24 protein-coding genes and 3 pseudogenes are annotated in these 23,525 nt (G+C 74.9%); 12 read left to right on the top strand and 15 right to left on the bottom strand.

The window, feature by feature from the left end:
• Positions 1-282: pseudogene (locus tag AB0L40_RS16805) on the top strand (hypothetical protein); the annotation flags it as partial.
• A gap of 133 nt (positions 283-415) precedes the next feature.
• Here AB0L40_RS16805 and AB0L40_RS16800 read toward each other — a convergent pair.
• Together AB0L40_RS16800 and AB0L40_RS16795 are read right to left on the bottom strand one after the other, a co-directional pair.
• On the bottom strand, positions 416-1,504 hold the full coding sequence (locus AB0L40_RS16800) for an alanine racemase (RefSeq protein WP_364356823.1): 1,089 nt from the start codon (positions 1,502-1,504) through the stop codon (positions 416-418).
• A gap of 429 nt (positions 1,505-1,933) precedes the next feature.
• Positions 1,934-2,845 (bottom strand): annotated as a pseudogene (locus AB0L40_RS16795) (trehalase family glycosidase); the annotation flags it as partial.
• 69 nt (positions 2,846-2,914) lie between these two features.
• Here AB0L40_RS16795 and AB0L40_RS16790 point away from each other — a divergent pair.
• Together AB0L40_RS16790 and AB0L40_RS16785 are read left to right on the top strand one after the other, a co-directional pair.
• Positions 2,915-4,279, top strand: a complete 1,365-nt coding sequence (locus AB0L40_RS16790) for a transglutaminaseTgpA domain-containing protein (protein WP_364356820.1) — start codon at positions 2,915-2,917, stop codon at positions 4,277-4,279.
• Positions 4,280-4,427: 148 nt separating this feature from the next.
• On the top strand, positions 4,428-5,108 hold the full coding sequence (locus AB0L40_RS16785; RefSeq protein ID WP_364356817.1) for a hypothetical protein: 681 nt from the start codon (positions 4,428-4,430) through the stop codon (positions 5,106-5,108).
• Positions 5,109-5,364: 256 nt separating this feature from the next.
• On the opposite strand, the gene AB0L40_RS16780 is transcribed toward AB0L40_RS16785, so the two are convergent.
• The 12 genes from AB0L40_RS16780 to AB0L40_RS16725 form a co-directional block, all read right to left on the bottom strand.
• Complete coding sequence (locus AB0L40_RS16780) at positions 5,365-5,724, bottom strand: response regulator (protein WP_364356814.1); 360 nt, start codon at positions 5,722-5,724, stop codon at positions 5,365-5,367.
• Between the two features lie 4 nt (positions 5,725-5,728).
• Complete coding sequence (locus tag AB0L40_RS16775) at positions 5,729-6,436, bottom strand: chemotaxis protein CheD (RefSeq protein ID WP_364356811.1); 708 nt, start codon at positions 6,434-6,436, stop codon at positions 5,729-5,731.
• The gene (locus AB0L40_RS16770; RefSeq protein ID WP_364356808.1) at positions 6,433-7,023 is read right to left on the bottom strand and encodes a chemotaxis protein CheC; all 591 of its coding nucleotides are present in this window, start codon (positions 7,021-7,023) and stop codon (positions 6,433-6,435) included. The genes AB0L40_RS16775 and AB0L40_RS16770 overlap by 4 nt, the downstream gene beginning before the upstream one ends.
• Positions 7,020-9,404, bottom strand: coding sequence for a chemotaxis protein CheA (locus AB0L40_RS16765; RefSeq protein ID WP_364356805.1), 2,385 nt, complete (start codon positions 9,402-9,404; stop codon positions 7,020-7,022). The genes AB0L40_RS16770 and AB0L40_RS16765 overlap by 4 nt, the downstream gene beginning before the upstream one ends.
• Before the next feature lie 2 nt (positions 9,405-9,406).
• Positions 9,407-10,276, bottom strand: coding sequence for a protein-glutamate O-methyltransferase CheR (locus AB0L40_RS16760; RefSeq protein WP_364356802.1), 870 nt, complete (start codon positions 10,274-10,276; stop codon positions 9,407-9,409).
• A complete protein-coding gene (locus AB0L40_RS16755; RefSeq protein ID WP_364356799.1) occupies positions 10,273-11,370 on the bottom strand; it encodes a chemotaxis protein CheB in 1,098 nt (365 codons plus the stop codon). Before AB0L40_RS16755 ends, AB0L40_RS16760 begins: the two co-directional genes overlap by 4 nt.
• Complete coding sequence (locus AB0L40_RS16750) at positions 11,367-11,939, bottom strand: chemotaxis protein CheW (protein ID WP_364356796.1); 573 nt, start codon at positions 11,937-11,939, stop codon at positions 11,367-11,369. The genes AB0L40_RS16755 and AB0L40_RS16750 overlap by 4 nt, the downstream gene beginning before the upstream one ends.
• Positions 11,940-11,944: 5 nt before the next feature.
• Positions 11,945-13,354, bottom strand: coding sequence for a methyl-accepting chemotaxis protein (locus AB0L40_RS16745; protein WP_364356793.1), 1,410 nt, complete (start codon positions 13,352-13,354; stop codon positions 11,945-11,947).
• Between the two features lie 116 nt (positions 13,355-13,470).
• A complete protein-coding gene (locus tag AB0L40_RS16740) occupies positions 13,471-14,580 on the bottom strand; it encodes a hypothetical protein (protein ID WP_364356790.1) in 1,110 nt (369 codons plus the stop codon).
• Entirely contained in the window at positions 14,577-15,119 is a 543-nt protein-coding gene (locus AB0L40_RS16735; protein ID WP_364356787.1) for an RNA polymerase sigma factor, read from the bottom strand. Before AB0L40_RS16735 ends, AB0L40_RS16740 begins: the two co-directional genes overlap by 4 nt.
• A 105-nt stretch (positions 15,120-15,224) precedes the next feature.
• Positions 15,225-15,434, bottom strand: a complete 210-nt coding sequence (locus tag AB0L40_RS16730; protein ID WP_364356784.1) for a hypothetical protein — start codon at positions 15,432-15,434, stop codon at positions 15,225-15,227.
• Positions 15,435-15,550: 116 nt separating this feature from the next.
• Positions 15,551-17,146 (bottom strand): LCP family protein, encoded by a 1,596-nt coding sequence (locus tag AB0L40_RS16725; RefSeq protein WP_364356781.1) that lies wholly within the window; start codon positions 17,144-17,146, stop codon positions 15,551-15,553.
• Between the two features lie 427 nt (positions 17,147-17,573).
• On the opposite strand from AB0L40_RS16725, the gene AB0L40_RS16720 reads away from it, so the two are divergent.
• Positions 17,574-18,200 carry a hypothetical protein gene (locus AB0L40_RS16720; protein WP_364356778.1) on the top strand — a complete coding sequence of 209 codons (627 nt, stop codon included), beginning with the start codon at positions 17,574-17,576 and terminating at the stop codon, positions 18,198-18,200.
• Positions 18,201-18,281: 81 nt separating this feature from the next.
• On the opposite strand, the pseudogene AB0L40_RS16715 reads toward AB0L40_RS16720, so the two are convergent.
• Positions 18,282-18,455: pseudogene (locus AB0L40_RS16715) on the bottom strand (LysR family transcriptional regulator); the annotation flags it as partial.
• A gap of 158 nt (positions 18,456-18,613) precedes the next feature.
• On the opposite strand from AB0L40_RS16715, the gene AB0L40_RS16710 reads away from it, so the two are divergent.
• The 8 genes from AB0L40_RS16710 to AB0L40_RS16675 form a co-directional block, all read left to right on the top strand.
• The gene (locus tag AB0L40_RS16710; RefSeq protein WP_364356775.1) at positions 18,614-18,796 is read left to right on the top strand and encodes a hypothetical protein; all 183 of its coding nucleotides are present in this window, start codon (positions 18,614-18,616) and stop codon (positions 18,794-18,796) included.
• 112 nt (positions 18,797-18,908) lie between these two features.
• Positions 18,909-19,733 (top strand): motility protein A, encoded by an 825-nt coding sequence (locus tag AB0L40_RS16705; RefSeq protein ID WP_364356772.1) that lies wholly within the window; start codon positions 18,909-18,911, stop codon positions 19,731-19,733.
• Positions 19,730-20,554, top strand: a complete 825-nt coding sequence (locus AB0L40_RS16700; RefSeq protein WP_364356769.1) for a flagellar motor protein MotB — start codon at positions 19,730-19,732, stop codon at positions 20,552-20,554. Before AB0L40_RS16705 ends, AB0L40_RS16700 begins: the two co-directional genes overlap by 4 nt.
• Before the next feature lie 28 nt (positions 20,555-20,582).
• Positions 20,583-21,017, top strand: a complete 435-nt coding sequence (locus tag AB0L40_RS16695) for a flagellar basal body-associated FliL family protein (protein WP_364356766.1) — start codon at positions 20,583-20,585, stop codon at positions 21,015-21,017.
• 8 nt (positions 21,018-21,025) lie between these two features.
• Positions 21,026-21,418, top strand: a complete 393-nt coding sequence (locus tag AB0L40_RS16690) for a flagellar motor switch protein FliN (RefSeq protein WP_364356763.1) — start codon at positions 21,026-21,028, stop codon at positions 21,416-21,418.
• Positions 21,415-22,377, top strand: a complete 963-nt coding sequence (locus AB0L40_RS16685) for a FliM/FliN family flagellar motor switch protein (protein WP_364356760.1) — start codon at positions 21,415-21,417, stop codon at positions 22,375-22,377. Before AB0L40_RS16690 ends, AB0L40_RS16685 begins: the two co-directional genes overlap by 4 nt.
• Positions 22,374-23,345: a FliM/FliN family flagellar motor switch protein gene (locus AB0L40_RS16680; protein ID WP_364356757.1), complete on the top strand. Its 972-nt coding sequence runs from the start codon at positions 22,374-22,376 to the stop codon at positions 23,343-23,345. Before AB0L40_RS16685 ends, AB0L40_RS16680 begins: the two co-directional genes overlap by 4 nt.
• Positions 23,342-23,525, top strand: a 184-nt coding sequence (locus AB0L40_RS16675) for a hypothetical protein (protein ID WP_364356754.1), incomplete at its 3' end; no start/stop codon positions are given. The genes AB0L40_RS16680 and AB0L40_RS16675, both read left to right, overlap by 4 nt.

Genomic DNA, 23,525 nt, shown 5'->3' with positions numbered 1-23,525 from the left:
GTCGGCTGGTCCGCGACCGCGGTCGTCAGCCAGGCACGGACCTCCTCGCGGAAGGGTCGCTGGTCGACCAGTTCCCGGTGGGTGGCCGGGCGGAGCTGGGCGGGTGGCTGGGTTCAGTGGCGGCATCAGCAGGCCCGGGACGTGGTGGCCGAGCCGAGTGCGGTGGTCACCTTCGGGTTCCTGCTGGCGCCCGATGAGAGCGGCTCGCTGCGGGTTGCCGAGTTCACCTGTGTGCAAGGCCCGATCGAGATGCCGGACCATTGGACCCAGGAAGAATCCTAGGATGCTCTACAGGATGTGCGGCAAGCCGCACCAGATCAAATTCAGAAGGACGGCTTCGCCGACAACCCAAAAACAGAGAGCTCGGGGTCAGAGAATGACGAACCCGGGTGGGTCTTGGCGCCACAGCTCGGGGTCAGAGAATGACGAACTCGGGTGGGTCGTGGCGCAGGAAGTCGTGGTGGGAGATGTCCCAGCCGTAGGCGCCGGCCCGGCCGAACACCAGCAGGTCACCGACCCGGAGCCGAGCCACGCGCTGGCCGCGGGTGAGCACGTCGCGGGGCGTGCACAGCTCGCCGACCGCGTCGATCTCGGTGTCGGTGACGGACGGGCGCGGGTACGGCCGGTCCCAGTCGTCGACCGGCACCACGGTGAACGGGTGGCTGTAACCCCAGGCGGCGGGTAGCCGGAAGTGGTGGGTGCCGCCGCGCAGGACGGCGAAGCAACGGCCGTGGGTGGTTTTCAGGTCGAGGACCTCGGCGGCGTACCAGCCGGCGTCGGCGGCCAGGTAGCGGCCGGGTTCGACGATCAGCTCGAGGCCGTCGGGGACGACCACCGCGGACAGCGGCGTCACGTCGATCGAGTCCGACGACTGGTAGTCGACGCCGAGGCCACCACCGGCGTTGATCACCTGCAACTGGATGCCGTGTTTCTGGGCGGTGCCGATGGACCAGGTGATGGCGTCGGTGAGGAAGGCGGCGTGGGCGTGGCCGTCGAGGTTGTTGGAGACGGCGTGCAGGTGGAAGCCGATCACTCGCAGGCCGGGCGGGATGTCGGCGAGCAGGGCGGGCAGTTGGCTCTCGTCGACGCCGAACGGGGTGGGGGTGCCGGTCATGGCGTGGCTGCCGGTGAGTCCGGAGCCGGCCCGGTTGACCCGGATGCAGATGTCGGTTTGCAGGCCGAGGCCGGCGAGGCGGCGTAGCTCGTGGGCGCTTTCCACGTTGAGCAGCGCTCCGGCGGTGACGGCGGCGGCGAGTTCGGAGTCGGTCTTGGCGGGGCCGCCGAAGGCGATGCGGCGGGCGCCCGCGTCGGTGGCGAGCCGCAGCTCCCCGCCGGAGGCCACTTCCAGGCCGTCGCAGACGGTGGCGAGGGTCCGGACGACCTCGGGATGACCGTTGGCTTTCACCGCGTACAGGATGGTGGTGTTTGTCGGGAGTGCGGCCCGCAGGGTGGTGGCGCGTTCGTGCAGAGCCCGGGTGTCGATCCGGGGTGGCGGCGAGAGCATCCAGGAGCCGGGTACGGGCAATCAGCCCCTGCCGCTGGACCGGGCGCTGGATCTTCGCCTCGACCGCAGCGAAGGGAAGCTCCCCACGCCCGCTGTGCACCATCCACCCGTCCTCGGCCGAGCGGCCGCCTCGCGCCGCTGACACGTCCTGAGCAGTCGATACGCTACCTCCCGCCCCCGGGTTTCACGCCACAGCAGCTCTGGCGCCATCAGGATGTGGCATCGATCCGGCCGGCGTGCATCAGGGCGGGCGGGAACTAAGTCCCGCTGAGGGCAGCTGTCGGCGTCCGCTGCGCGTCGTCCGCTCGCGGCGATGACGCGATGCCGATCCGCTTCCTGAGGTGCTCGCCGCCACGCCGGCCACGTTACTCGCCGCTGTCGGCGCCGGCTGATCGCTGATGACTGATGGCTGATGGCTGACATCGCCGGCTACGCCGATCGTGACGCCGCCGCGGCAGCCATGATCAGGTAGCTGCTCGCGGTCCAGGTGTAGGCCCGGTCGCGCAGGCCGACACCGGTGACAGCGTCGAAGTTCTCGGCAAAGCCGGACTTCTCGCATAATGTCCGGAAGCGCCGGCTGATCGTGTCGGCGAGGTCGGTGTGGCCGGCCCGGCGCAGCCCGTCCTCGATCAGGACCGTCGACGGCGCCCAGATCGGTCCGCGCCAGTAACCGTCGGCCGCGTAGTGCGGTGAGTCGACGGGCTCGGTGGCGAGGCCGTGCTCGGTGAGGTGACCGGCGATGCGGGAGGCCAGTGTCGCGGTGATCTCGGTGGGCAGGTCATCGCCGAGGACGATCGGCATGAGGTCGAGCAGGCTGGTGCTGGCGCGCTGTGCACCGGAGACGGCGGCCCGGGCGACGAACCGGGAGTCCTTCCACAGCTCGCGCAGCAGGGCGTCGCGCAGGGCGTCGGCGGTCTCCCGCCAGTGCCGGGCATCGTCCGCACGGTCGAGGTCGTCGGCGAGGACCGCCAGCTCCCGCAGCTGCAGGACGAGGAAGGCGGCGAGGTCGGCGGTCTCGATGACGCGGTCGCCGTCGAAGGTGGTGGCGTTGTCCCAGCCGCTGTCGTTGCCGTGCTGGTAGTGCGGCAGCTCGTGACCGGGCGTGCGCCGGTGGTCGAGCCAGAAGCGGGTCCAGGCGCTCAGTCGCGCGTACGCCTCGGTCTTGTGCGTCCTGCTGAGCGTGAGTCGCCCGCGTAGCCGGTGCAGCGCCCAGCCATGGATGGGTGGTTTGACGAAGTTGTGCAGCACCTCGGAGTGGGTGATCGAGTCGGGCAGTGCCCCGCTCGGGTCCTGGTGGTCGAAGGGCAGCTGGAACTGGTCCCAGGCCAGCGCCGGCTCTCCCCGTCGTTCTCGCGCCTGGACACGACGCAGAGCTACGGGCCGCTCAACGACCGCCGGACCGGCGCGGCGATGCTCGAGATCACCGCGGACGAGCCCGCGCTCTGGCGGATGCAAGTGCTCGAGCGCTTCGACACGCGGGGCTGGGGCGTCGAGTCGGACCCGCACGAGGACCTTCCGCAGCCCGCGGCGGTGCCGGTGACGACGTCGGTGGAGGTCCGCGGCCTGCGCAACCGGCTCGTCGCGTCGCCGGGCCGGATCACCGGGGTCGACGTCGAGGGTGGGGGCGGCGACTACCCCGACGCGGGGGAGGCCCGCCAGGTGCGCCGTCGGCCGAACACCGGCGACCGCTACAGCGTGCAGTCCGAGGTCGTCCGGGCGACGGCCGCGCAGCTGGCGACAGTCGAGGTGCCGCCGCTGGAGGACTACCAGCGCTACACCCAGATCTGGCCGGGCCAGTTCGTCGCCGGGGGCCGCTACAGCGGCTACGGCGGCGACGCCATCGGGCGGCGCGGCGACGCCGGCGGCTACCGCGGGGACCGCCGCCGCGACCTCGGCGACGGCCGCCCGGCCGCCGAGCTCGCCGACGGCCTCTCGCCCCAGATGGCGCAGACCCCGTGGGGCAAGGCGCTGCGCCTCGCCGGGCGACTCTCGTCCGGCACGACGTCGGAGCTGGAGATCGTCCGCCGCGTGCAGCACTACCTGCTCGGCGGCGACCGCTTCCGCTACACCACGGACGTCCCGGAGCCCGGTGCGCAGCCGCTGTTCGACTTCCTCTTCAAGACGCACGCGGGCTACTGCCAGCAGTTCGCGGGTGCCGCGGCGCTGCTGCTGCGGATGGCCGGGGTGCCCACCCGCGTCGTGGCCGGGTTCGCCACCGGCGTGCCGGGCGACGACGGCGCCTACGAGGTCCGCGACGAGGACGCCCACGCCTGGATCGAGGTCTACTTCCCGGGCTTCGGGTGGGTGCCGTTCAACCCGACGCCCGCGTCCGCGGAGGCCGTCGTCGACCCGACGCTCGACGTCCTGGCACCGGAGGCCGCCACCGGCGGCACCTCGGGCGGCTCGGGCACGATCCTGCTGGTCGTCCCGGCGGCGCTGCTGCTCGGCGGCACCGGCTTCGTCCTGCGTCGCCGGCGCCGCGTGGCGACCGGGACCGCGGTGCCGGTCGGCGAGCTGCTCGCCCGGCTCGTCCCCGGCCCGGTCGGGCCGGCCACGACGCTCAGCGCGCTGCGGCCGGAGCTCGAGCGGATCGGCCCGACGGTCGCAGCGCTCGCCGCGGACACCGAGCGCGCGCGCTTCGCCGCCGCCGACGCCCCGCCGGAGCGCCACCCGCACCTGCGCGTCTGGCGGGCGCTGGGCCGCGACGTCGGCGTCGGCCGGGCGACCGTCCGGATGCTGCGGACGGCGCCGCGCGGGCCGCGGCCGATCGCCTGACGGGCGGGTGCGGACGGGGCGGGGCGCCGGCGGGTCGCTGCGACCGATCGCCGTTCGCGCCCGGTCGGTGCCGTAGCGTGCGTCTCGGCCGCCCGCGTTCCCCGGGCCGCCGGTCCCGTTCGCACGTCCCCAGGAAGACGACCGTCTGATGCCCCTCGATACCCCTCTGGCCTCGGCCCTCGACGGCTACGCACGCAACGACCTCGGAGGCGACGCCGCATGGCACGAGGCCTTCTTCGCGTTCCTGCGGGATCCGGAGCTCGAACGCCGGGTGGGGCAGGAGTTCTTCACGGCGCGCTACCTGTACAAGATCTTCGAGGGCCTCCGCCTCGCCGACCAGTGGGCGATCCGGGCGCAGGTCCAGCTCCAGGTCCAGCAGTACGCGTCGATCTACGAGGCGTGCCTGCACCATCTCCTGTTCAGCGAACTGGGAGCCACCGAGGTGGTGCGCAGGCTCCTCGTGCAGCCCCGCTTCCTCGAGTACCCGGCGCCGCAGGGGATCCGCGACGCGCTCGCCGAGCACGGCCACGCCCAGGAGCCACCGGTGGTCGCCTTCCCGGCGTCGCGGAAGATCGTCCCGCAGGCCGACACGAGGGTGCGGTTCGAGCACAAGGCGGACGCCGCGGTGGCCCTGGGGATCATCGAGCAGGACCTGGCCGACGAGCTGAAGGGGTTCTACGCCGCCCGGAATCTCATCCACATCCACGCCGAGCTGGCGAAGGGGCAGTCGTGGGAGTGGAAGCTCGAGTACGCGGGGTCCGCGTACTGGCGGCTGCAGGCCCTCAAGGACCAGGTCGAGGAGTGGCGCGTGAGGACGGACTCCGCGTAGGCGTCGCGCCCCGGGCGGGGGACGGCGGGGCCGCTGGGGTGGCTGCGCATTCGACAGTGCGTTCGTCCTTCCCAGAGGAGGAGCAGCGCACTCTCGCTCCCCGCCGGGTTGTCCCCGGGGCGCCGAACGCCCGCGCTGCGGCCCGTCGCGCCCGCGTGCGCGCGCCCGGCCCGGGCTTCGGTCCGGCGCTGGTCGCCGTCGAGGCCCGGGGATCGCCGTCGCGGCCGACCCCCGGACCGCCGGGACGGAGCGCTCCTCAGGCCAGCGCCTTGTCGACGGCCTCCAGCACGCGGCCGGGCTGGAACGGCTTGACGACGAAGTCGCGGGCGCCGGCCTTGATCGACTCGATGACCTTGGCGTCCTGGCCCAGCGCGGAGCACATGACCACGCGGGCGCCGGGGTCGAGCACGAGGATGTCGCGCAGCGCCTCCAGCCCGTCCTTCTCGGGCATCGTGATGTCGAGCGTGCAGACGTCGGGCGACAGCGCCCGGAACTGCTCGACCGCCTGGGCGCCGTCGGCGGCCTCGCCGATCACCTCGTGCCCGCCCTTGGTCAGGGCGTCGGACACCATCTTGCGCATGAACAGCGCGTCATCGACCACGAGCACTCGGGCCATGGGTTCACACTCCTCGGAGAGTTGAAATCGTGCGGGCCCCGCCCGAGGCTTCTCGGGCCGGGACCGCGTCGGACTGCGTCGCGGCCCCGGGCACCCGCAAGGGCGTGCGGGCCCCGCCCGAGGCTTCTCGGGCCGGGACCGCGTCGGACTGCGTCGCGGCCCCGGGCACCCGCAAGGGCGTGCGGGGCGGGGACGGGGGAAGGGGGAGCGGCGCCCGGGCGGCCGGCGAGATCGGCGTCTCGACGCCGCCGGACTCCTTGACGGTCACGCGGCCGTCGGCGGCGTGGACGCGGATCGTCCGGCCGTTCGTGCCGCCGGTGGCGGCGGCCCGCACCCGCAGGTGCAGCGCGGCGAGGGCCTCACGGACGGCCTGGTCGTTGCGGTTGCCGACGTCCATGCCGCGGCCGCCGAAGGAGAACATCTGCGCGCCGCCGACCACGTAGGTCGCCAGGCGCGGGCGGCGGGCGCCGGCCGCGAGCACGGCGTCCAGCAGGGCGGGCACGGCGGTGTCGGCGAACTTCCCCGCGGCGGGGTCGGCCGTCCGGTCGGGGCGACAGGGCAGCATCACGTGGGCGAGCCCCGCGACCTGCCGGTCGACGTCGACCAGCGCGAGCCCGATGCACGACCCCAGGCCGATCGACGTCAGCACGTCGTCGGGACCGGAGGACACCGCCAGCTCGCCCATCCGCACCATGAGGTCCGCGCCGCTCACGCCGGCAGGCCCAGGCGCGCCAGCAGCTCCTGCACGCCGTCGCCCTCGGGCACGAGCAGGAACGACAGCCCGCACGCCTCGTCCTCGACCCGCAGGCGGGTGTCGAGGACCAGCGCCACGTCGTCGCCGCCGGCCACGTGCGTCAGCACCGACGAGACGATCGCGCCGAGGACGTCGGTGACGACCTCCGGCGGCTTCGGCTCCAGCGCCAGGCCGGTCATCGCGGCGATCGCGCCGAGGTAGCTGGTGCCGAGGACGTTGCCGATCTCCGCCAGCGCCGAGTCGCCGACCTCGCTGCCCGGCTCGACGCCGAGCAGTCGGCAGAGCGTGTCGGCGGCGTCGGTGCGGAAGAGCAGCAGGACGACGCCGTCCATGTCGCCCGTGATCGGCAGCAGCGCCGCGGTCGTCGGGCGCGCCGGGTCCCCGGCGGCGTCGACGGCGTCGGCCAGCGGCACCGCCTCGACGTGGGGGACGGAGAGGTCGACCGTCTTGCCGAGCATCCCGGCCAGGGCGGTCCCGGCGGTGCCGGAGCCGATGTTGGCGATCTCGCGCAGGGCGTCGAGCTGGAGGGCGCTGTAGGTGCTCATCCGGGGTGTCCGATCTGGTTGGGGAGGTGCCCGCCCGCCCCGGGGCCGGCGGCCGCGGCGAGCGCGTCGCAGTCGACGATCAGGGCGATCCCGCCCTCGGAGAGGACCGCGGCGCCGGACACGGCGGCGCGGGTGGCGAGGTCCGGCGGGAGGGGGCGGGTGACGAGCTCGCGCTGGCCGACGAGGCGCACGACGCCGAGCGCGACGCGGTGGTCGCCGGCGCGGACGATCACCGCGTGGGAGGAGGGCGACGGCGCGGCGGGGTCCGCGGACCGCGACGGCGGGCGCTCGCCGAACGTCGCGGCGGCGTGCAGCAGGGGCAGCGTGCCGTCGGGGACGAGCAGGACCTCGGCGCCGGCCATCGTCCGGACGGGGCAGTCGTCGAGGCCGACGATCCGCTCGATCCGGTCCAGCGGGATCGCGTAGCGCGAGCCGTCGGGGTCGCCGTCGGTGCCGACGACGAGCGCCGGCATGATCGCGAGCGTCAGCGGCATCCGGATCTCGGTGGCGGTGCCCGCGCCGAGCTCCGAGGTCATCGTGACCTCGCCGCCCAGCCCGCGGATCGTCGTGCGCACCGCGTCCATGCCGATGCCGCGGCCGGAGATGTCGCTCGTGGTCTCCGCGGTCGAGAAGCCCGGGTGGAAGAGCAGCTCGACGGCGGCCGCGGACTCGAGCGTCGCGGCCTCCTCGGCGGTGATCACGCCGCGCTCGACGGCCCGGGCGGCGACCCGCGCAGGGTCGACGCCGGCGCCGTCGTCGGAGACCGAGATGACGACGTTGGAGCCCGAGTGCCGCGCGGCGATCGTGATCGTCCCGGTCGCGGGCTTGCCGGCGGCCTCGCGCGTGGCGGCGTCCTCCAGGCCGTGGTCCAGGGCGTTGCGGACGAGGTGCGCGATCGGGTCGCCGAGCGCGTCGACGACGGTGCGGTCCAGCTCGGTCTCCTGGCCCACGAGCCGCAGCTCCACCCGCTTCTCCAGGCGCGAGGAGAGGTCGCGGACCATCCGCGGGAAGCGCAGGAAGACGGCCTCCACGGCGATCATCCGGACCTGCATGACCATCGCCTGCAGGGCCTGCGAGGACCGCGTGACGGCCTGCATCGCCTGGGCGATCCCGGGCGCATCCGCACCCGCCACGAGGACCTCGAGCTGCGTGCGGTGCACGACGAGCTCGCCCATCGTGTGCATCAGGAGGTCGAGCCGCTCGGCGTCGACGCGGACGGTCGCGGCGGCGCGCCCGGCGGTCCCGGTGGGCTTGGCGGCAGGCTCGCGCGGGGCGGCGGGCGCCGCCGGTGGGTGCTCGCCGGGCGCGGTCGCGGCCGGCGCGGCGGGGCGGTGCGTGGGCGTGCCCGCGGAGGAGGGGGCCGCGCCGCCCGGGGAGCTGGGGCCGGCGATCGGCGCGGCCGCGCCGCCGGGTGCGCCGGGTCCGGCGATCGGCGCGGCCGCGCCTGCACCGGCGTCGGGCGCTCCGCCCGACCCCGGGCCGACGGCGCCGCCGTCCGCCGGCCCGTAGGCCGCCGTCCCCGGCGCGAAGACGCGGGGGTGGGGGAGCTCCTCGAGGTCGAACGCGCGGGCCCGGTCGCTGCCGCCCGGCGCCTCCTCGGCGGCGGCCTCGGCGAGCGCCTCCGCGGCCTCGGCCAGCGCGGCCTGCAGCTCGACGGGGTCGAACGGCGCGGCGTCGGCGGGGCGCAGGTGGACGTGCTGGACGTCGGAGACGTTCTCGGCCGCCGCGATCACGGCGTCGTCCTCGTGGTCGGTGGCGACCCACGCCTCGATGACGCGGCCGTCGAACGCGTCGACGTCGTCGACCGACGGTTGGGACCCGAGGATCGGGCCGTGGTCGCCGAGCGCGTCCAGCACCTGGAACGCGCGGACGGCGCGCATCACCGCGTCGTCGCGCAGGACCGCCTCGACGACCACGACGCGCTGCCCCGCGGCCAGGGCGGCGAGGACGTCGGGGGTCATCGCCTCCGGCTCGGCGGCGGGCGCGGGAGCCTCCTCGGGACGGTCGCGGACGAGCGCGTCGAGCCGCTCGATGACCTCGGTGGGGTCCAGGTCCTCGACCCCGTCGCGCTCGATGCCCTCGACGGCGGCCGAGAGCGCGTCCAGGCAGGCCAGCAGCGCGTCGATCGCGTCGTGCCCGAGCCCCCCGCGGCGGCGACGCAGGAGCTCGAGGACGTCCTCCATCCGGTGCGTGAGCGCGGCGATCCCGTCGAAGCCCATCGTCGCGCTGGAGCCCTTGAACGAGTGCGCGATGCGGAAGATCCCGTCGAGCACCTGCTCGTCCTCGGGGTCCTCCTCGATCTTCACCAGCGCGAGGTTCAGCTCCTGCAGGTGCTCGGACGCCTCGGCGAGGAACAGCGGGAGGTACTCGGAGAGGTCCACGGCTACGCCTCGGTCTTGCGGTAGATGAACGGCTGGACGGGCTGCAGGCCCAGCGACGCGGCGTCGGCGACGCGCTCGGTGGCGCCGATCACGAGATAGCCGCCGGGGCGGATCCCGGCGGCGAGCCGGGCGTGCAGCGCGTCGCGCACGTCCTCGTTGAAGTAGATGACGGTGTTGCGGCAGAGGACGAGGTCGAAGCCGCCGCGCGGGGCGCTCGTGCGCAGCAGGTCGCCGGTGACGAAGGTCGTCAGCTTCCGCAGCGCGGGGGAGGCCCGCCAGCCGCCGCCGGGCTCCGCGTCGAAGTGCGCGCGCAGCTCGGCGAGCGGCGCGTCGCGCGCGTCGGCGGCGGTGAAGCGCCCCTCGCGGGCCCGCTCCACCATCCGCTCGTCGATGTCGGTCCCGCGGACCTCGGCGCGGAAGGTCCTGCCGCGCTCGGCCTGGCGGCGCAGCAGCGCGGCCAGCGTGTAGGCCTCGGCCCCGTACGAGCAGCCCGCGCTCCAGGCGCGCACGGACCCGGTGCCGGCGAGCTCCGGGATCAGGCGGTCGCGCAGGACCTCCCACTGCTCTGGGTTGCGCCAGAGCTGCGACACGTTGATGGTGATCCGGTCCAGGAACGCCTCGAGCTCCACGTGATCGTCCTGCAGCCGGCGCAGGTAGCGCCCGAGGTCCGGCTCGCCGCGCCGCTCGGCGAAGCTGCGGATCCGGCGCTCCATCTGGGCGCGCTTGTACTGGTCGAGGTCGATCCGGGTCAGCCGGCGGAAGCCCGCCGTGAAGCGGAGGTAGTCGTCCGTGCGACCGGGCGTGGTGGCCGCCGGCGCGGGCGACGCCGCGCGACGCGGGAGGCGGGGCGTGGGACGGGTGGGCGTGCTCATGCGGCGAGCTCCTCGAGGATGGCCGCCGCCATGTCCGGCAGCGGGACGATCTGGTCGGCGAGCCCCGCCTCGGCGACCGCGCGCGGCATGCCGTAGACGGTGCAGGTGTCCTCGGACTCGACGAGGATCCGGCCGCCGCGGCGGCGGACCTCGCGCGCGCCGTCGAGGCCGTCGCGGCCCATGCCGGTGAGGACGACGAGCAGGAGCCGCGGGCCCCAGAGCCGCGCGGCGTCGGCGATCGTCAGGTCGGCGCGGGGACGCAGACCGCCGATCGCGGGCTCGTTTGTCAGCGTGGTCGCACGGGCGTCGGTCAGTCGGAGGTGGTGTCCGCCGGGGGCGATCAGCGCGTCGCCGGGAGCGATCGCCGCTGTCGGGCCGGCCTCCTGGACGTGCAGCGCCGAGGTGCCGTCGAGCCGGGCGGCGAGCGACCCGGTGAAGCCCGCCGGCATGTGCTGGACGACGAGGACGCCGGCGCCGAGCGGCGAGGGCAGGGCCGGCAGCAGCTCGGCGAGCGCGCGCGGGCCGCCGGTGGAGCACGCGATGAGGACGAGGCGCCGGCCACTCGCGGGGCCGGGGGTGTGGCGGGGGACGTTCCGCGGCGTCACGGGCGCCCGCCGCGCGGACCCGCTGGCAGCGGCGGCACGCAGCTTCTCGCCGAGACCGGCCGAGAAGTCGGCGACCGATTCGCCGACACCGGGCTTGGCGGCCAGGTCGAAGGCGCCCCCGGCGAGCGCGTCTACGGCGCGCGCGCCCTGGGCGGGGGAGAAGGCGGAGACGACGACGGTGGGCACGGCGGGCGGCCCGCCCGCGCCGAGGGCGCGGAGGACGGCCATGCCGTCGGTGCCCGGCATGTGCAGGTCGAGCGTCATCGCGTCGGGGCGGTGGCGGATGCAGAGCGCCAGCGCCTCGTCGCCGTCCTGCGCCTCGCCGACGACGTCGAACCCGTCGTCGGTCAGGGTGCGCACGAGGATCCGCCGCATCAGCGAGGAGTCGTCGGCGACGACGATCCGCGGGCGGACGGCGGCGTCCGTCCCGGCGCGCGTCGCCGACGGACGGACCGCGTGCCGCCGGGGCTCGGGGACCCGGTGCGTCATCGGCCGACGGCCGCGAGGGCGGGCGCGCCGGCCGGTGCCCCCGTCGCGGCGGCGGGCGCGGCGGAGGCGCGTGGAGCGGTCGTCGCCGGGGCGGCCGCCCGCGGCTCGGGCCCGGCCGCCGCCGACAGCGTCGAGAGGTCGAGCACCGCGATCAAGCGGTCGCCGACCTTCGTGATCGCGCGCAGCAGGTCGTGGCCCGTGCCCTGCGGCATCGCCTCGAGGTCGGACGCCTCGACGGTCAGGACCTCGGTGGCGTCGTCGACCGTGACGCCGATCTGCTCGGCGCCGGTCTCGACGACGACGATCCGCGCGTCGCGGCCGACCTCGCGGGGGACCTCCAGGCGCAGCGCCAAGTCGAAGACCGGGAGGATCTTGCCGCGCAGGGCGATCACGCCGGAGACCCACGGCAGGTCGGAGGAGACCGGCCGGGGCGGGGTCCAGAAGATGATCTCCTGGACGTGGTCGATCGGCAGCGCGTACTCCTCGCGGCCGAGCCGCAGGACGACGAGCTGCGTGCTCGCCGGCGCGGCGGCCGCGACGTCCGTGGTCGGGGTGGTCACGGTGCTCACCGGGCTCAGCGGGCGCCGACGAGGACGAAGCGGCCGCAGAGCTCCTCGAGCTCCTCGGCGGTGCGGGCCAGCTCCTGCGCGGAGGCGGCGACCTGCTGGGTCGACGCGCTGGTCTCCTGCGTCGACGCCGAGACCTGCTCGGACGACGCGGAGGACTGCTCGGCGACCGCGGCGACCTCGGCGATGTCGCTGCGGACCCGCTCCGACGACGCGGAGATCTGGTCCATCACGACGGCGATCTGCTCGACGCGGCCGTGGACGTCGGAGACCGAGCCGGTGATCCGTCCGAACGCCTCCTCGGTGACCTCCGCGGCGCCGCGGCAGACCTCGATCGACTCGGTGCCGGAGTCCATCGCGGCGGTCGCCTGGCCCGTGCTCGACTGGATCTCGCCGACGAGGCCGGCGATCGACGCGGCGGCCGCCTGGGACTCCTCGGCGAGCTTGCGGACCTGCTCGGCGACGACCGCGAAGCCGCGACCCTGCTCGCCGGCGCGGGCCGCCTCGATCGCCGCGTTGAGCGCCAGGAGGTTCGTCTGCCCGGCGATCCCGGTGATCGTGTCGACGATCCCGCCGATGCGCTCGGACTTCTCGGCGAGCTCCCGCATCGCCAGGACGACGCCGCCGGTGACCTCGCCCATCTCGTCCATCGCGTGCGCGGTGCGCTCGGCGGCGTCGGCGCCCTCGAGCGCCGCGGTGCGGGCGGCCTCGGCCGCGGACGCGGTCTGCTGGACGGCCTCGGCGCCGTGCGTGGTGGCCTCGGACATCTCGTCCGCGACGGCGCGCGTGGACTCGGCGGTGCGGGCCTGGCGCTCGGCGCCCTGGGCGACGTCGGAGACCGCGTGGGCGATCTCGCCGACGGCGCGGCCGGCCTCCTCGGACGTCGACGCCATCTGCTGCGACGACGCGGACAGCACGCCGGCGCTGTGGGAGACCTGGCCGATCATCGCGGTCAGCGAGTCGCGGGAGCCGTTGTAGGAGCCGATCGCCGCGACGGCCTTCTGGCGGATGTCGTTGACGGCCTGGGCGATGTCGCCCAGCTCGTCGTTCGGCCACGAGTCGATCAGCGGCGTCTGCGGCAGGATCTCGTGGGTGAGGTCGCCGTCCTTGAGCTTGCTCAGGCCCTCGTCCAGCCCGGTCAGGCAGATCGACGAGAGCATCCGGGTGCGGTTCAGGATCTCGCCGACGGTGCGGCGGATGCTGCGCGCGACCGCGTAGGAGACGCCGAGGCCGACCACGACGGTGACGACGAGCGCGACGATCAGCAGCGTCGTCGCCTCGCCCGTGCCGCTGCCGTCGCTCGCGCCGTGCACGCCGACGATCCCGATCGCGGCGACGACGGCGGTGAACGCGAGGAGCACGGCGCTGAGGCCGAGGATCTTCGTCTGCAGGCTGATGCGGCGGTGAGCGTGGGGCATGGGAGTCTCGGGTCCGAAGGGCGGTACGGCCCGCTGATCGGCTCCGCGCCCGCGCGCTTGAGCGCCCCCGGACGATGGGCGGACGCCGTTCGCCGGCCCGCCGGCCCCCGCCCGCGCTAGTTCCCGTCGCGGGCGGCGGCCTGCGCGGCCCGGCGCCGCCGCTGCTCGCGGACCTCGGCCCGTCGCTCGGCGCGGAGCCTCGCCTGCGTCGTCCGCTCCACCACCACCGGCGGGCGGCGCGGGACGATCGTCAGCAGCCGGCGGCCCGCGGCGTCGAGCGGGCGGCGCTCGAACGTCACGAAGTCGAGCTGCGTCGCGCGTCCCTTCTCGAGCTCGGCGCGCAGACGGGGGTCGTTGCGGATCCCGCGCTGGTTGCGGGGGTAGGTCGTCGCGACCGTCGAGATGGCGCGGACCGGGGCGAACGTCGTCGCGTCCACGGCGTAGAGCACGGTCTCACGGGTCGTGATCCGGTGGGCGGTCTCGGTCTTCGTGCCGGAGAGCGTGTGCACCTTCCGGCCGTCGAGCGTGGTCTCCCCGTCGTCGCGGAGCTTCCCCTGCCGCAGCATCCGGCGGACGACCTCCACCGGGTCGTCGCCGCCGAGATGCGGGTCACCGAGCGGGACGTTTCCCTGTGAGCTGTTCGAGTCGTAGCCGCCGATGACCTTCATCCTGTCGACGGCCGGCCAGTAGCTCGTGGAGGTGCCGCCCGCCCACGAGGTCTCCCACGTCCCGCGCAGCACGTGGCCGTGGCGGTCGATCATCGTGCCTTGGCAGCGGCCAGTGTTCGCTGACGCCGGGATGACGGCACGCCACCGCGACGGCGATCTCGCCTGCCAGACCTCGGTCGGCGGCGGGGGCGGACAGCGCCCGCCCGTGCCCAGGACCCGCGGCGACAGCCCGCCGGTCGGCTCGACACCGCGCGTCCGCACGACGTAGTGCAGCAGCTCGCCGGTCGGCGAGAGCGCGGCCTCCGCCCGCCCGAGCACGTCGACCGGTCCGTCGCGGGGGGAGGCGGCTACGACGACCACGGCGCCGATCGCGGCCACGCCGACCGCCGCGGCGGTGGCGATCAGCGGCCGCGTCCGGCGGCGCGGCGCCGGGGCGGCCGCGGCGACCCGCAGCGCGTCCCCGAGCGCGTCGAGGTGGGTCTCCAGGGGGTCGTAGTCGGTCGTCATCCGGGGTGCTCCTGCGTCGGGGGCGGTGGTGGGGTCGGGGTCGGGGATCACGACGGCGCGACCTCCCCGGCGACGGCCGGGTCGAGGACGCGGCCCAGCGCGTTCAGGCCGCGGGACACGCGGGCGCGGGCGGCGGGCTCGGAGATCCGCAGGTGCCGCGCCACGTCGGGGTAGGGCAGCTCGTCGACGACGCGCAGCTCGACGGCCTGCCGGACGTTCGGCCCCAGGGTCTCCAGGGCATCGGCGAGCCGGGAGCGCAGGTCGTCGAGGCCGGCCTCGCGCTCGATCGCGGCCAAGACGGGTTCGTCGACCGGTGGGCGCTCCAGCCCGAGGCGACGGATCGCGCGCTGCTCGGCGTAGCCGCGCCGCAGGTAGCGGGCGAGCTGCCGGTGGGCGATGCCCCACAGCCACGCGGCGCGCGCCTCGTCGGTGCGGGCGCGGCAGCCGCGGCGGGCGGCGATCGCCTGGGCGAACGTCTCGGCGAGCAGGTCCAGCGCGCTCTCCGCGTCGGCGGTGCGCCGCGCGAACCACCGCAGGAGCTCGCGCCGGTGCCGGGCGTACAGCGCATCGATGTCGAGGTCTCGGGCCATCTGCAGGACTCAGTTCCGCGAGCCCCGGATCTGTGACGCGCGGACGTCGATCCGCCCGCGCCCGGCGCCCGGACCGGCCCGTGGCCGTCCTGGCGCCGGGCGCGGTCAGCCGCGCGAGCGGCGCCTGCGGACGAGCACGGCGGCGAACATCTCGGGCGTCAGCGCCACCGCGTCGCCCCGAAGGGACCCGCGGTGGGCGGGAGACCGCGACACCGCGTCGACGTGGTGGGCGTAGAGCGCCGAGATGCTCGCCGCCGGGGGGACCTGGGGGCCCGACGACGGGGGACCGTCGGGTGCTTCGGGGGACGGGACCACACTTGGTAGTTCGTACGAGCGCCGATTCTGTGACAGCGGATTTGCCGGCCGGGCACCGGGAGGGGTCCGCGCGCGCCGCGGACGGGCCTCCCGGGCGGCCTCCGGGGGCCGGCCCGTCATCGCCGCCCGACCGGTCGCATGCTGCGCGCCACCGCGTACATCTCCTTCAGCGACAGCTCGTTGGTCAGCGTGTTGGTGACCCAGTACGTGCCGTTCGGCCCCGGCCAGATCAGCCGCCGGATCTCGCGCCCGTCGTACTGCACCTTCCAGTCGCGGCCGCCGAGCCGCACCTCGTCGGAGGCCAGCTGGAGGATCGGCGGGTCGCGCCAGGTCGTCCCCTCGACGCCGTAGTACTGGCCGGTGTCGCCCGTCGAGGCCACGATCCGGTAGCTCGGCCAGCGCGGCTGGCGGTCCTTGCCGAGGATCGCGTAGCCGCGCGTCATCTCGGGCTCGTAGGCGCCGCGCCCGTAGCGCGACGTGGGGGCGAGGACGTCGACCGTGCCGACGCCGGCGTCCGCGAGCCCGGGGGCGACCTGCCCGGGGACCGCGTCGGCGCCGGCGGCGTCGGTCGTCATCGTCGCGGGCAGGGCGGTCGAGGCCTTCGCCCTGCGGCGCGAGGACCGGCCGGCGGACTTCGGCGTCCCGGCCTTCGGCGTTCCGGTGGAGCGCTTCGTGCCGACGCCCTGCCCGGAGCCGTCCTTCGCGCCCGAAGCTCCACTCGCGCCCGACGCGGACGCCGAGCCCTTCGTCGCGGCCGGCGCCACACGCGGGTGGAAGAAGCGCCGGCGGGCCTCCGCCAGGGCGGCCGGGGTCGTCAGGACGTCGTTGGTCCCGTCGTCCGCGTCCGACAGCCCGCCGAGGGTGATCCGCGCGGTCGGCTTCCCCGCCACGTAGACGAGGAGCTTCGCGATCGCCAGCAGCTGGCGCGCGGACGTGATGTTCGTCCGGACGTAGTCGCCGACGTCCTTCAGCAGCGTGCCCGACAGGACGTCCTCGGGACGGACCTGCGAGCGGACCTCCGTCAGGTAGTTGGCCTGGCGCGCCTCGCGGACGAAGTCGCTGTCCTGGACCCGGAAGCGCACGTAGGAGAGGGCGGACTGGCCGCACAGCAGCTGGTAGCCGGCGGGCTGGTCGATCTCGGCGTGCCCGCTGTTGGGCGGGATGAAGTAGTGGCGGTCGACCTCGGCGTAGAGGCAACCGAGGTGGTTGATGACCTTCGCGAACGCGTCGAACTTCACCGAGACGATGCCGTTGATCCGGAAGGGGTCCTGCGGCGTGCCCAGCACCGCCGTCTTGATCGTGTGGGTGAGCCGCTCCGACCCGCCGGTGAACCACGCCGAGTTGAGCTTCTGCTGCCCGTGGGGACCCAGCGACGTCACCCGCAGGTCGCGCGGCAGCGAGAGGATCGCGGTGGCCTTCGCCTTCGGGTCCAGGCGCACGAGCATCATCGTGTCGGAGCGGCTGCCGGCCTTGGGCCCGTCGGCGTACCGGTGGTCGAGGCCGGCGAGCAGGATCGTCTGCGCGGCGCCGGGAGCGGGCCGGTCGAGCTGCCGCCGGGTCGCCTGGTCGATCGGGGTCAGGTCCTTCGCGATGTCGCGGGCCGTGTGGTCCAGCACGAACGAGACCACGCCGGCGGCCAGGGCCACGACGACGACGCCGGCGGCGAGGACCCGTGACGCCAGGCGACGACCGGGGTGCGGGAGTTGGGACATCAGGAGGCCTCCGGGACGGTGCGCGGGCGGACGCCCGCGCGGAGTGGGACCACGGACACGCCGGGGGAATCACAGCACGTCCTCGCCGGCCCGGCGCCGGTTCACCGTGGTCCTCCCCGGCCCCGGGGGCGGCCCCGGGCGAGCGGCCGGACGCCCAAAAGAAGTTTCTTCAACAACTTTCGTCGGGTTTCGTCGGCCCGTGCGTCTCAGGGATCAAGCGTCCCTTCGGGGACCGCTTGAGCGCACCGCAAGGTGCCTGATTCGCTCAAGAGCGTGGCCGTCGATCGGGGGATTCGCGGCCACGCTCTTGGTCGTTCCGGGGCCGTCTCCCGGGGACGTCGTCGCCCTGCGGCGACCCGTGCGCGTCGCTGCGCCACCGGCCGAGTACGGCGTCACGCGCCGCCGCGCCCCGTGACAGGATCGCCCGATGGTCGATCCCAACGAGCACGATCGCTTCGTGCTCCACCAGCGCATCCGGCTGATCGTGAACCAGTACGAGTTCTCGATCCCCGGGGCGGGCGCCGACGGCGAGTCCGACGGCGAGCCCTTCTGCTTCGTCGAGCAGAAGCGGTTCAAGTTCAAGGAGGACATCGGGTTCTTCCAGGACGACTCCAAGGGCTCGGAGCTGCTGCGGATCAAGGCCCGCCAGCGCTTCGACCCGCGGGCGACCTACGACATCACCGCGCCCAGCGGCGACGTCGTCGGCACGATCCAGAAGGTCTTCGGCGCGTCGCTGCTGCGCTCGACGTTCACGCTCGTGAGCACCGCGACGGGCGTCGCCGTGACGGCCCGCGAGAAGAGCCTGCCCAAGGCGCTGTTCCGGCGCCTGATCGGCTTCGTGCCCTACATCGGCGGCTTCGCCGACTGGCTGCCGATCGCCTTCGACTTCGAGTTCAGCACCGAGGACGGCACGGTCATCGGCGAGAACCGCCGCCGCCGGTGGCGCTTCCGCGACGTCTACGACCTCGACTTCACGGCCGACACCGAGCGCGCGCTGGACCGCCGGCTGGCGCTGGCCGCGGCGGTCGGCATGGACGCGCTGATGGCGCGGTAGGGACGCCCTGGTCGCCGCCGGCCGGTTCGTCCCCGGCGGCGACGCACGCGACGTTCGGCTCGGAGGCGATCGGGACCGTGCGCGGGTCTCCTCGTGGAGCTGCTCGCCGGGGGGCGTCAGCCGCACGCTCCGGGTCGTCCGCTCCAGGGGCGTGCAGCCGAGCTCCTTCTCCGGCGCGCGGATCTGCCGGCTGAGGACGGGCTGCGCGATGTAGAGCTCCTCCGCGGCACGCCCGAAGTGCCGGTGCTCCGCCACCGACGGATGACGCTCGGGAGCGCGCCGTCGTCGTCGTCGGCCTGTCGGCGCTGGGGCGCGGCACCGCGGTCGCGGGGCAGGCGGGGCTCGTCACGGCGTCGCTCGCGGTCGACGACCTGATCGGGCTCCGGCGTCGCCTACCGCGCGCTGGCGACCGGATGTCCGGCTTCGGGGCGGGCGACGCGTTCGTCGCCGGGATGGTCGACATGTTGCGGGCCAAGGACGGCGGCCTCGACGCCGGCGTGCCCCCGACGCGGGAGACGAACGGCCCGACGACGTTCCAGCAGTGGTGCGAGGAGGTCCTCGCGCCGGCCGTGGCCGCCGCTCCGGCCGCCCGATGAGCGGCGCGGCCCGCACCGCCCCCTGATCCCCTCCGGACGAACATCCGGCCGTTTCGGAACGGACGTCCGGCGGCCCTCAGGTTCGCCCCGACCCGGCCGATGACCCGGTCCGATGAAGGCCGCAAGCGGAATCGGAATCGGCGTCGCCATCCTCGCCATCCTCGGCGGGGCGATGATCGAGGGGACGTCCCTGGGCATCCTCATGAACATCCCGGCGCTGTCGATCGTGCTGGGCGGCACCGCGGGCGTCACGCTCGCGGCCGTCGGCATGGAGACGTTCCTCGCGATGCCGAAGCTGCTGATCCGTGCGACGTCGTCCGCCGGGCCCGACCTGGCCGGCCGCGCGCAGGAGCTCGTCGGCTTCGCCGAGCAGGCCCGCCGCGACGGGCTGCTCTCGCTCGAGTCCTCCGTCGGCCAGGTCGACGACGCCTTCTGCCGCCGTGGCCTGCAGCTCGTCGTCGACGGCACCGAGGCCGGCGCCGTCCGCGACGTGATGGAGGGCGAGATCGACGCGATGGCCGCCCGCCACGCCGTCGGCTCCGGCGCGTTCGAGAAGGCCGGCGGCTTCGCGCCGACGATCGGCATCCTCGGCGCCGTCCTCGGCCTCATGCACGCGCTCGGCTTCCTCGACCAGCCCGCGATGCTCGGCCCCGCGATCGCCGGCGCCTTCGTCGCGACCCTGCTCGGCGTCGGACTCGCGAACATCGTGATGCTCCCGATCGGGAACCGCCTGCAGGCGCTCTCCCTCGAGGAGCAGGGCCTGCGGGAGATGACGATGGAGGGCGTCCTGGCGATCCAGGCGGGCGAGAACCCGCGGATCGTCTCGGAGCGCCTGCAGACTTTCGTGCCCCCGGCCCAGCGCTCGGCCCTGGCCGACGACGGCGGCTCCGATGGGGCCGCGTCGATCGACGAGGCGCGCCGGCGCAAGGCCGCATGAGCGGCTCCGGACGCCGGAGCCGGCGCGGCGGGGGAGGCCACGGCGCCGCCAACCACGAGCGCTGGCTGCTGACCTGGGCGGACCTCCTGACGCTGCTGCTCGCGCTCTTCATCGTCATGTACGCCGCGTCGGTCGTCGACCAGCGCAAGGCCGCCGACATCACGAAGTCCCTCCAGGAGGCGTTCGCCGGCAAGGTGCTGAAGGGCGGAGGGTCGATCCGCGACGAGTCCACGGCCGACAAGGCGCAGGCCCCGGTCGCGGCGGTGTCCGCGATCGCGCCGCTGACGCCGAAGGTCGCCGAGGCGCAGCAGCTCGCGCCGTCCCGCCGCGCCGCCGCGGCGGCCCGCGTCGAGGAACAGGAGCTCACGGCCCTCAAGCGCCGGCTCGACGACGTGATCGCCGCCAAGGGCCTCGAGCAGAACGTGCAGACCGCCGTCGAGCGCAAGGGGCTCGTGATCCGCGTCCTCACCGACGACGTGCTCTTCGCGTCCGGATCCGCCGCGCTGTCGCCCGACGGCGGCCTGCTGCTGGACCAGCTCAAGGGCGTCCTGCAGGTCGACCGCAGGCACCCGATCGCCGTCGACGGGCACACCGACTCGATGCCGATCTCGACGGGGCGCTTCCCCGACAACTGGGAGCTCTCGGCGGCGCGCGCGACGAGCGTCGTGCGCCGGCTCGCCGGCTCCGCGCTGGATCCGTCGCGGTTCTCGGCGACCGGCCACGCCGCCGAGCAGCCGCGCGCGAGCAACGCGACCGACGCCGGCCGCCGGGCGAACCGGCGCGTCGAGATCGCCCTCACCCGCCTGCACCCCACCCCCTGACCTCCGTCCCCGACCCCTCGCCAGAACCGTGCCGAAGAACAAGCTCATCGTGATCGTCGTGATCGCCGTCGTCGGCGCCCTCGGCGCGTACAAGTTCGTGCTCGCGCCGCCCGCCCCGGCGGGGGCGAAGCCGAAGGTCGACGGCGTCGTCTACGTGCTGCCGAAGGAGTTCCTCGTGAACCTCTCCGACGGTCGCTACGCCAAGTTCTCCGTCGCGATGGTCCTCGACCACGCGCCCGAGGCCGGCGGCCACGAGGGGACCCCGCCGGAGGGCTACGGCGTGATGCCGGAGGAGGCCGTCGTCCGCGACGTGATCACGGACGTCGTCGGCGCCGCGACCGGCCCGGAGCTGTCGAACGCCGCCGGCCGCGAGAAGGTCAAGCGGCTCGTCCGCAAGCGCCTGAAGCAGCGCACCGACCTGCACGTCGGCGACGTGCTCCTGCCCGACATCACGGTCCAGTAGGGATGCGGATGAGCAACAGCGAATGGACCGCGAGCGAGGAGCTCGTCCCCGACGACGGCCGCGCCGTCGCCGCGTCCGCCGGGGGCGACCTGTCGCGGCTGCACGACGTGCCGATCGAGCTGTCCGTCGAGATCGGGCGGACCGTGATGACGCTCGGCCAGGCGCTGCGCCTGGGCCCGGGCTCGATCGTCGAGCTGCGCCGCCTGGCCGGCGAGCCCGTCGACCTGCTCGCGGGCGGCAAGCCGATCGCCCACGGCGAGGTCGTCGTGGTCGACGAGGAGTTCGCGCTGCGGATCACCGCGATGATCCCCGCGGTCGGGGCGACCGCCCCGGACGAGGCCGACGCCGCCGGTGCGCCCGCGCCGGGGGCCCTGCCCGCCGCCGGCGACGGGGCCGCATGAGCGAGTCGATGAGCCAGGAGGCGATCTCGGCGCTCGTCGAGGCCGCCCGCGACGGCGCCGTCGACGTGCCGTCGCTCCCGTCGCGCCGGGCCCGCCGCCTGCGCCGGATGGACTTCACGCGGCCGACGAAGTTCTCCGGCGACCAGGAGCGCCGGACGCGCCGCGCGATGGAGACGTTCTGCCGCTCCGCGTCGACGCGCCTGTCGGCCGAGCTGCGCGCCCAGGTGGAGTTCGAGCTGATCGACCTCGACCAGCTCGGCTGGGCGGCCGCGCACGCCGCGCTGCCGGGCGACGCGATCGGCGTGACGCTCGCGGCCGGCGGCGGCCGGCGCTTCCTGCTGACCGCCGAGCAGCCGTTCGTGCTGACGGCGGTCGAGCTGCTGCTCGGCGGGACGACCGACACCGCCGCCGGCGCGCGCCGCCTCGGCGACATCGACTGGGCGCTCTCCGGCCTGCTCTTCGAGCACCTCGTGTCGCAGCTCGGGCCCGTCTGGGACGACCTCTGCGGCCTGCCGCTGCGGATCGACCGGCTGGATCCGACGTCCGAGACCGGCCACCTCAGCCCGGTCTCCGAGCCGACGCTCGTGGTGACGATGGAGGTCCGCCTGATGCGGCGCTCCAGCGCGTTCGTCCTGCTCGTCCCGCACTCCGCCGTCGCGGCCGTCGCCGACGCCCTGGCCGGCGCGACGGACCGCGACCGCACCCACGAGGACGATCCGGACGCCGACGCCGTCGTGCGCTCCGTCGAGGTCGTCGCGCGCGCCGAGGTCGCCCGCGTGCGCGTGACGCTCGACGCCGTCCTGGCGATGCGCCCGGGCGACCTCGTCCGCCTGGAGTCCCCGACGTCGTCGGGGGTCGAGCTCTGCGTCGAGGACACCGCCGTCTTCCGCTGCCGGCCTGGACGCCTCGACGCGCGCCGGGCCGTGCAGATCGAGGGCCTGCTCGAGGACGACGGATGAGCGCCGAGCGCGTCCTGCTCGAGCTGGCGACGGTCTGCGCCGAGGCGGCCGCCGACGCCCTGCGCGCCTTCTGCCCCGACGCCGTCGAGGTCGGGCGCCCGCGGGTCATGGAGTCCGGCGCCGACCCGCTCGCGAACCTGCCCGTCCCGGCGCTGGCCGCGGACGTCTCGTACGTCGACGGCGTGACCGGCGGCAACGTCTTCGTCGCGCCGCTCGCCGGCGCGCGCGGCCTGGCGCGGGCGATGCTCGGCTTCACCGATCCGCCCGACGACGAGACCGCGCCGCTGGACGAGATGGAGCGCTCGGCCGTCGCCGAGGCGATGAACCAGATGATGGCCGCCGCGGCCTTCGCGACCAGCGGGCTGCTGGGGACCGAGGTCGAGATCGCGCCGCCGCGGGTCCGCGACCTCGTCGAGGACGGCGACGCCGACGGCCTCGCCGAGCCCGCGCCGCACTCGACCGTCGTGCCGATCACCGTCCACGGCGTCGTCTGCCGGCTGGTGCAGCTCGTGCCCTACGCGTTCGTCGTGCGGATGACCCGCGCGCTGGACGAGCGCGACGCCGAGGTCCTGTCCGAGGGCCCGGCCGTCGACCGCTCGGACGCCGGGATGGCCGCCGCGCTGGGCGCCGCCGAGGTCGACCTGTGGGTCGAGCTGGGCCGCACGCGCCTGCCGGCCGGGCGCCTGGCGGGCGTGCCGGGTGGGGAGGTCCTCGCGCTGGACCGCCTCGCCGACGACCCGGTCGACCTCTACGTCAACGGCCTGCGCGTCGGGACGGGCCGCCTGCTGGTGGTCGACGGCTCCGAGTGGGCCGTGCGGATCGAGACGATGGAGGGCGCGGGTCCGCCGATCGGCGCGGCGGCCTCGGGTCGCACGGGCGGCAGCCGTCCGTCGTCCGACGCGTCACGTGGCGCGGCTGACCGTGCCGTCCCGCCGGGCGGCCCCACGCCAGGAGAGGGGGCGGCATGAGCACCGCCGAGGACTTCGCCCTGAGCCGCCTGACGACCGCGCGGCCGCACGAGCTGGCCGCCGCGATCGGTCCCCGCCTGCGCGCGTCGACGTCGGTCGAGCTCGTCGCGGGCGGCGCGCCCCCGCGCCTCGCCGCGGTACCCGACGTTCCCGCCGAGCCGCGGCCGGCGGTGCCGGTCG

Source organism: Patulibacter sp. NPDC049589 (genome assembly GCF_040675535.1).
GTDB lineage: Bacteria > Actinomycetota > Thermoleophilia > Solirubrobacterales > Solirubrobacteraceae > Patulibacter.
Note: the sequence above shows the minus strand (reverse complement) of the source record. Positions and strands in the feature narration are given on the sequence as shown.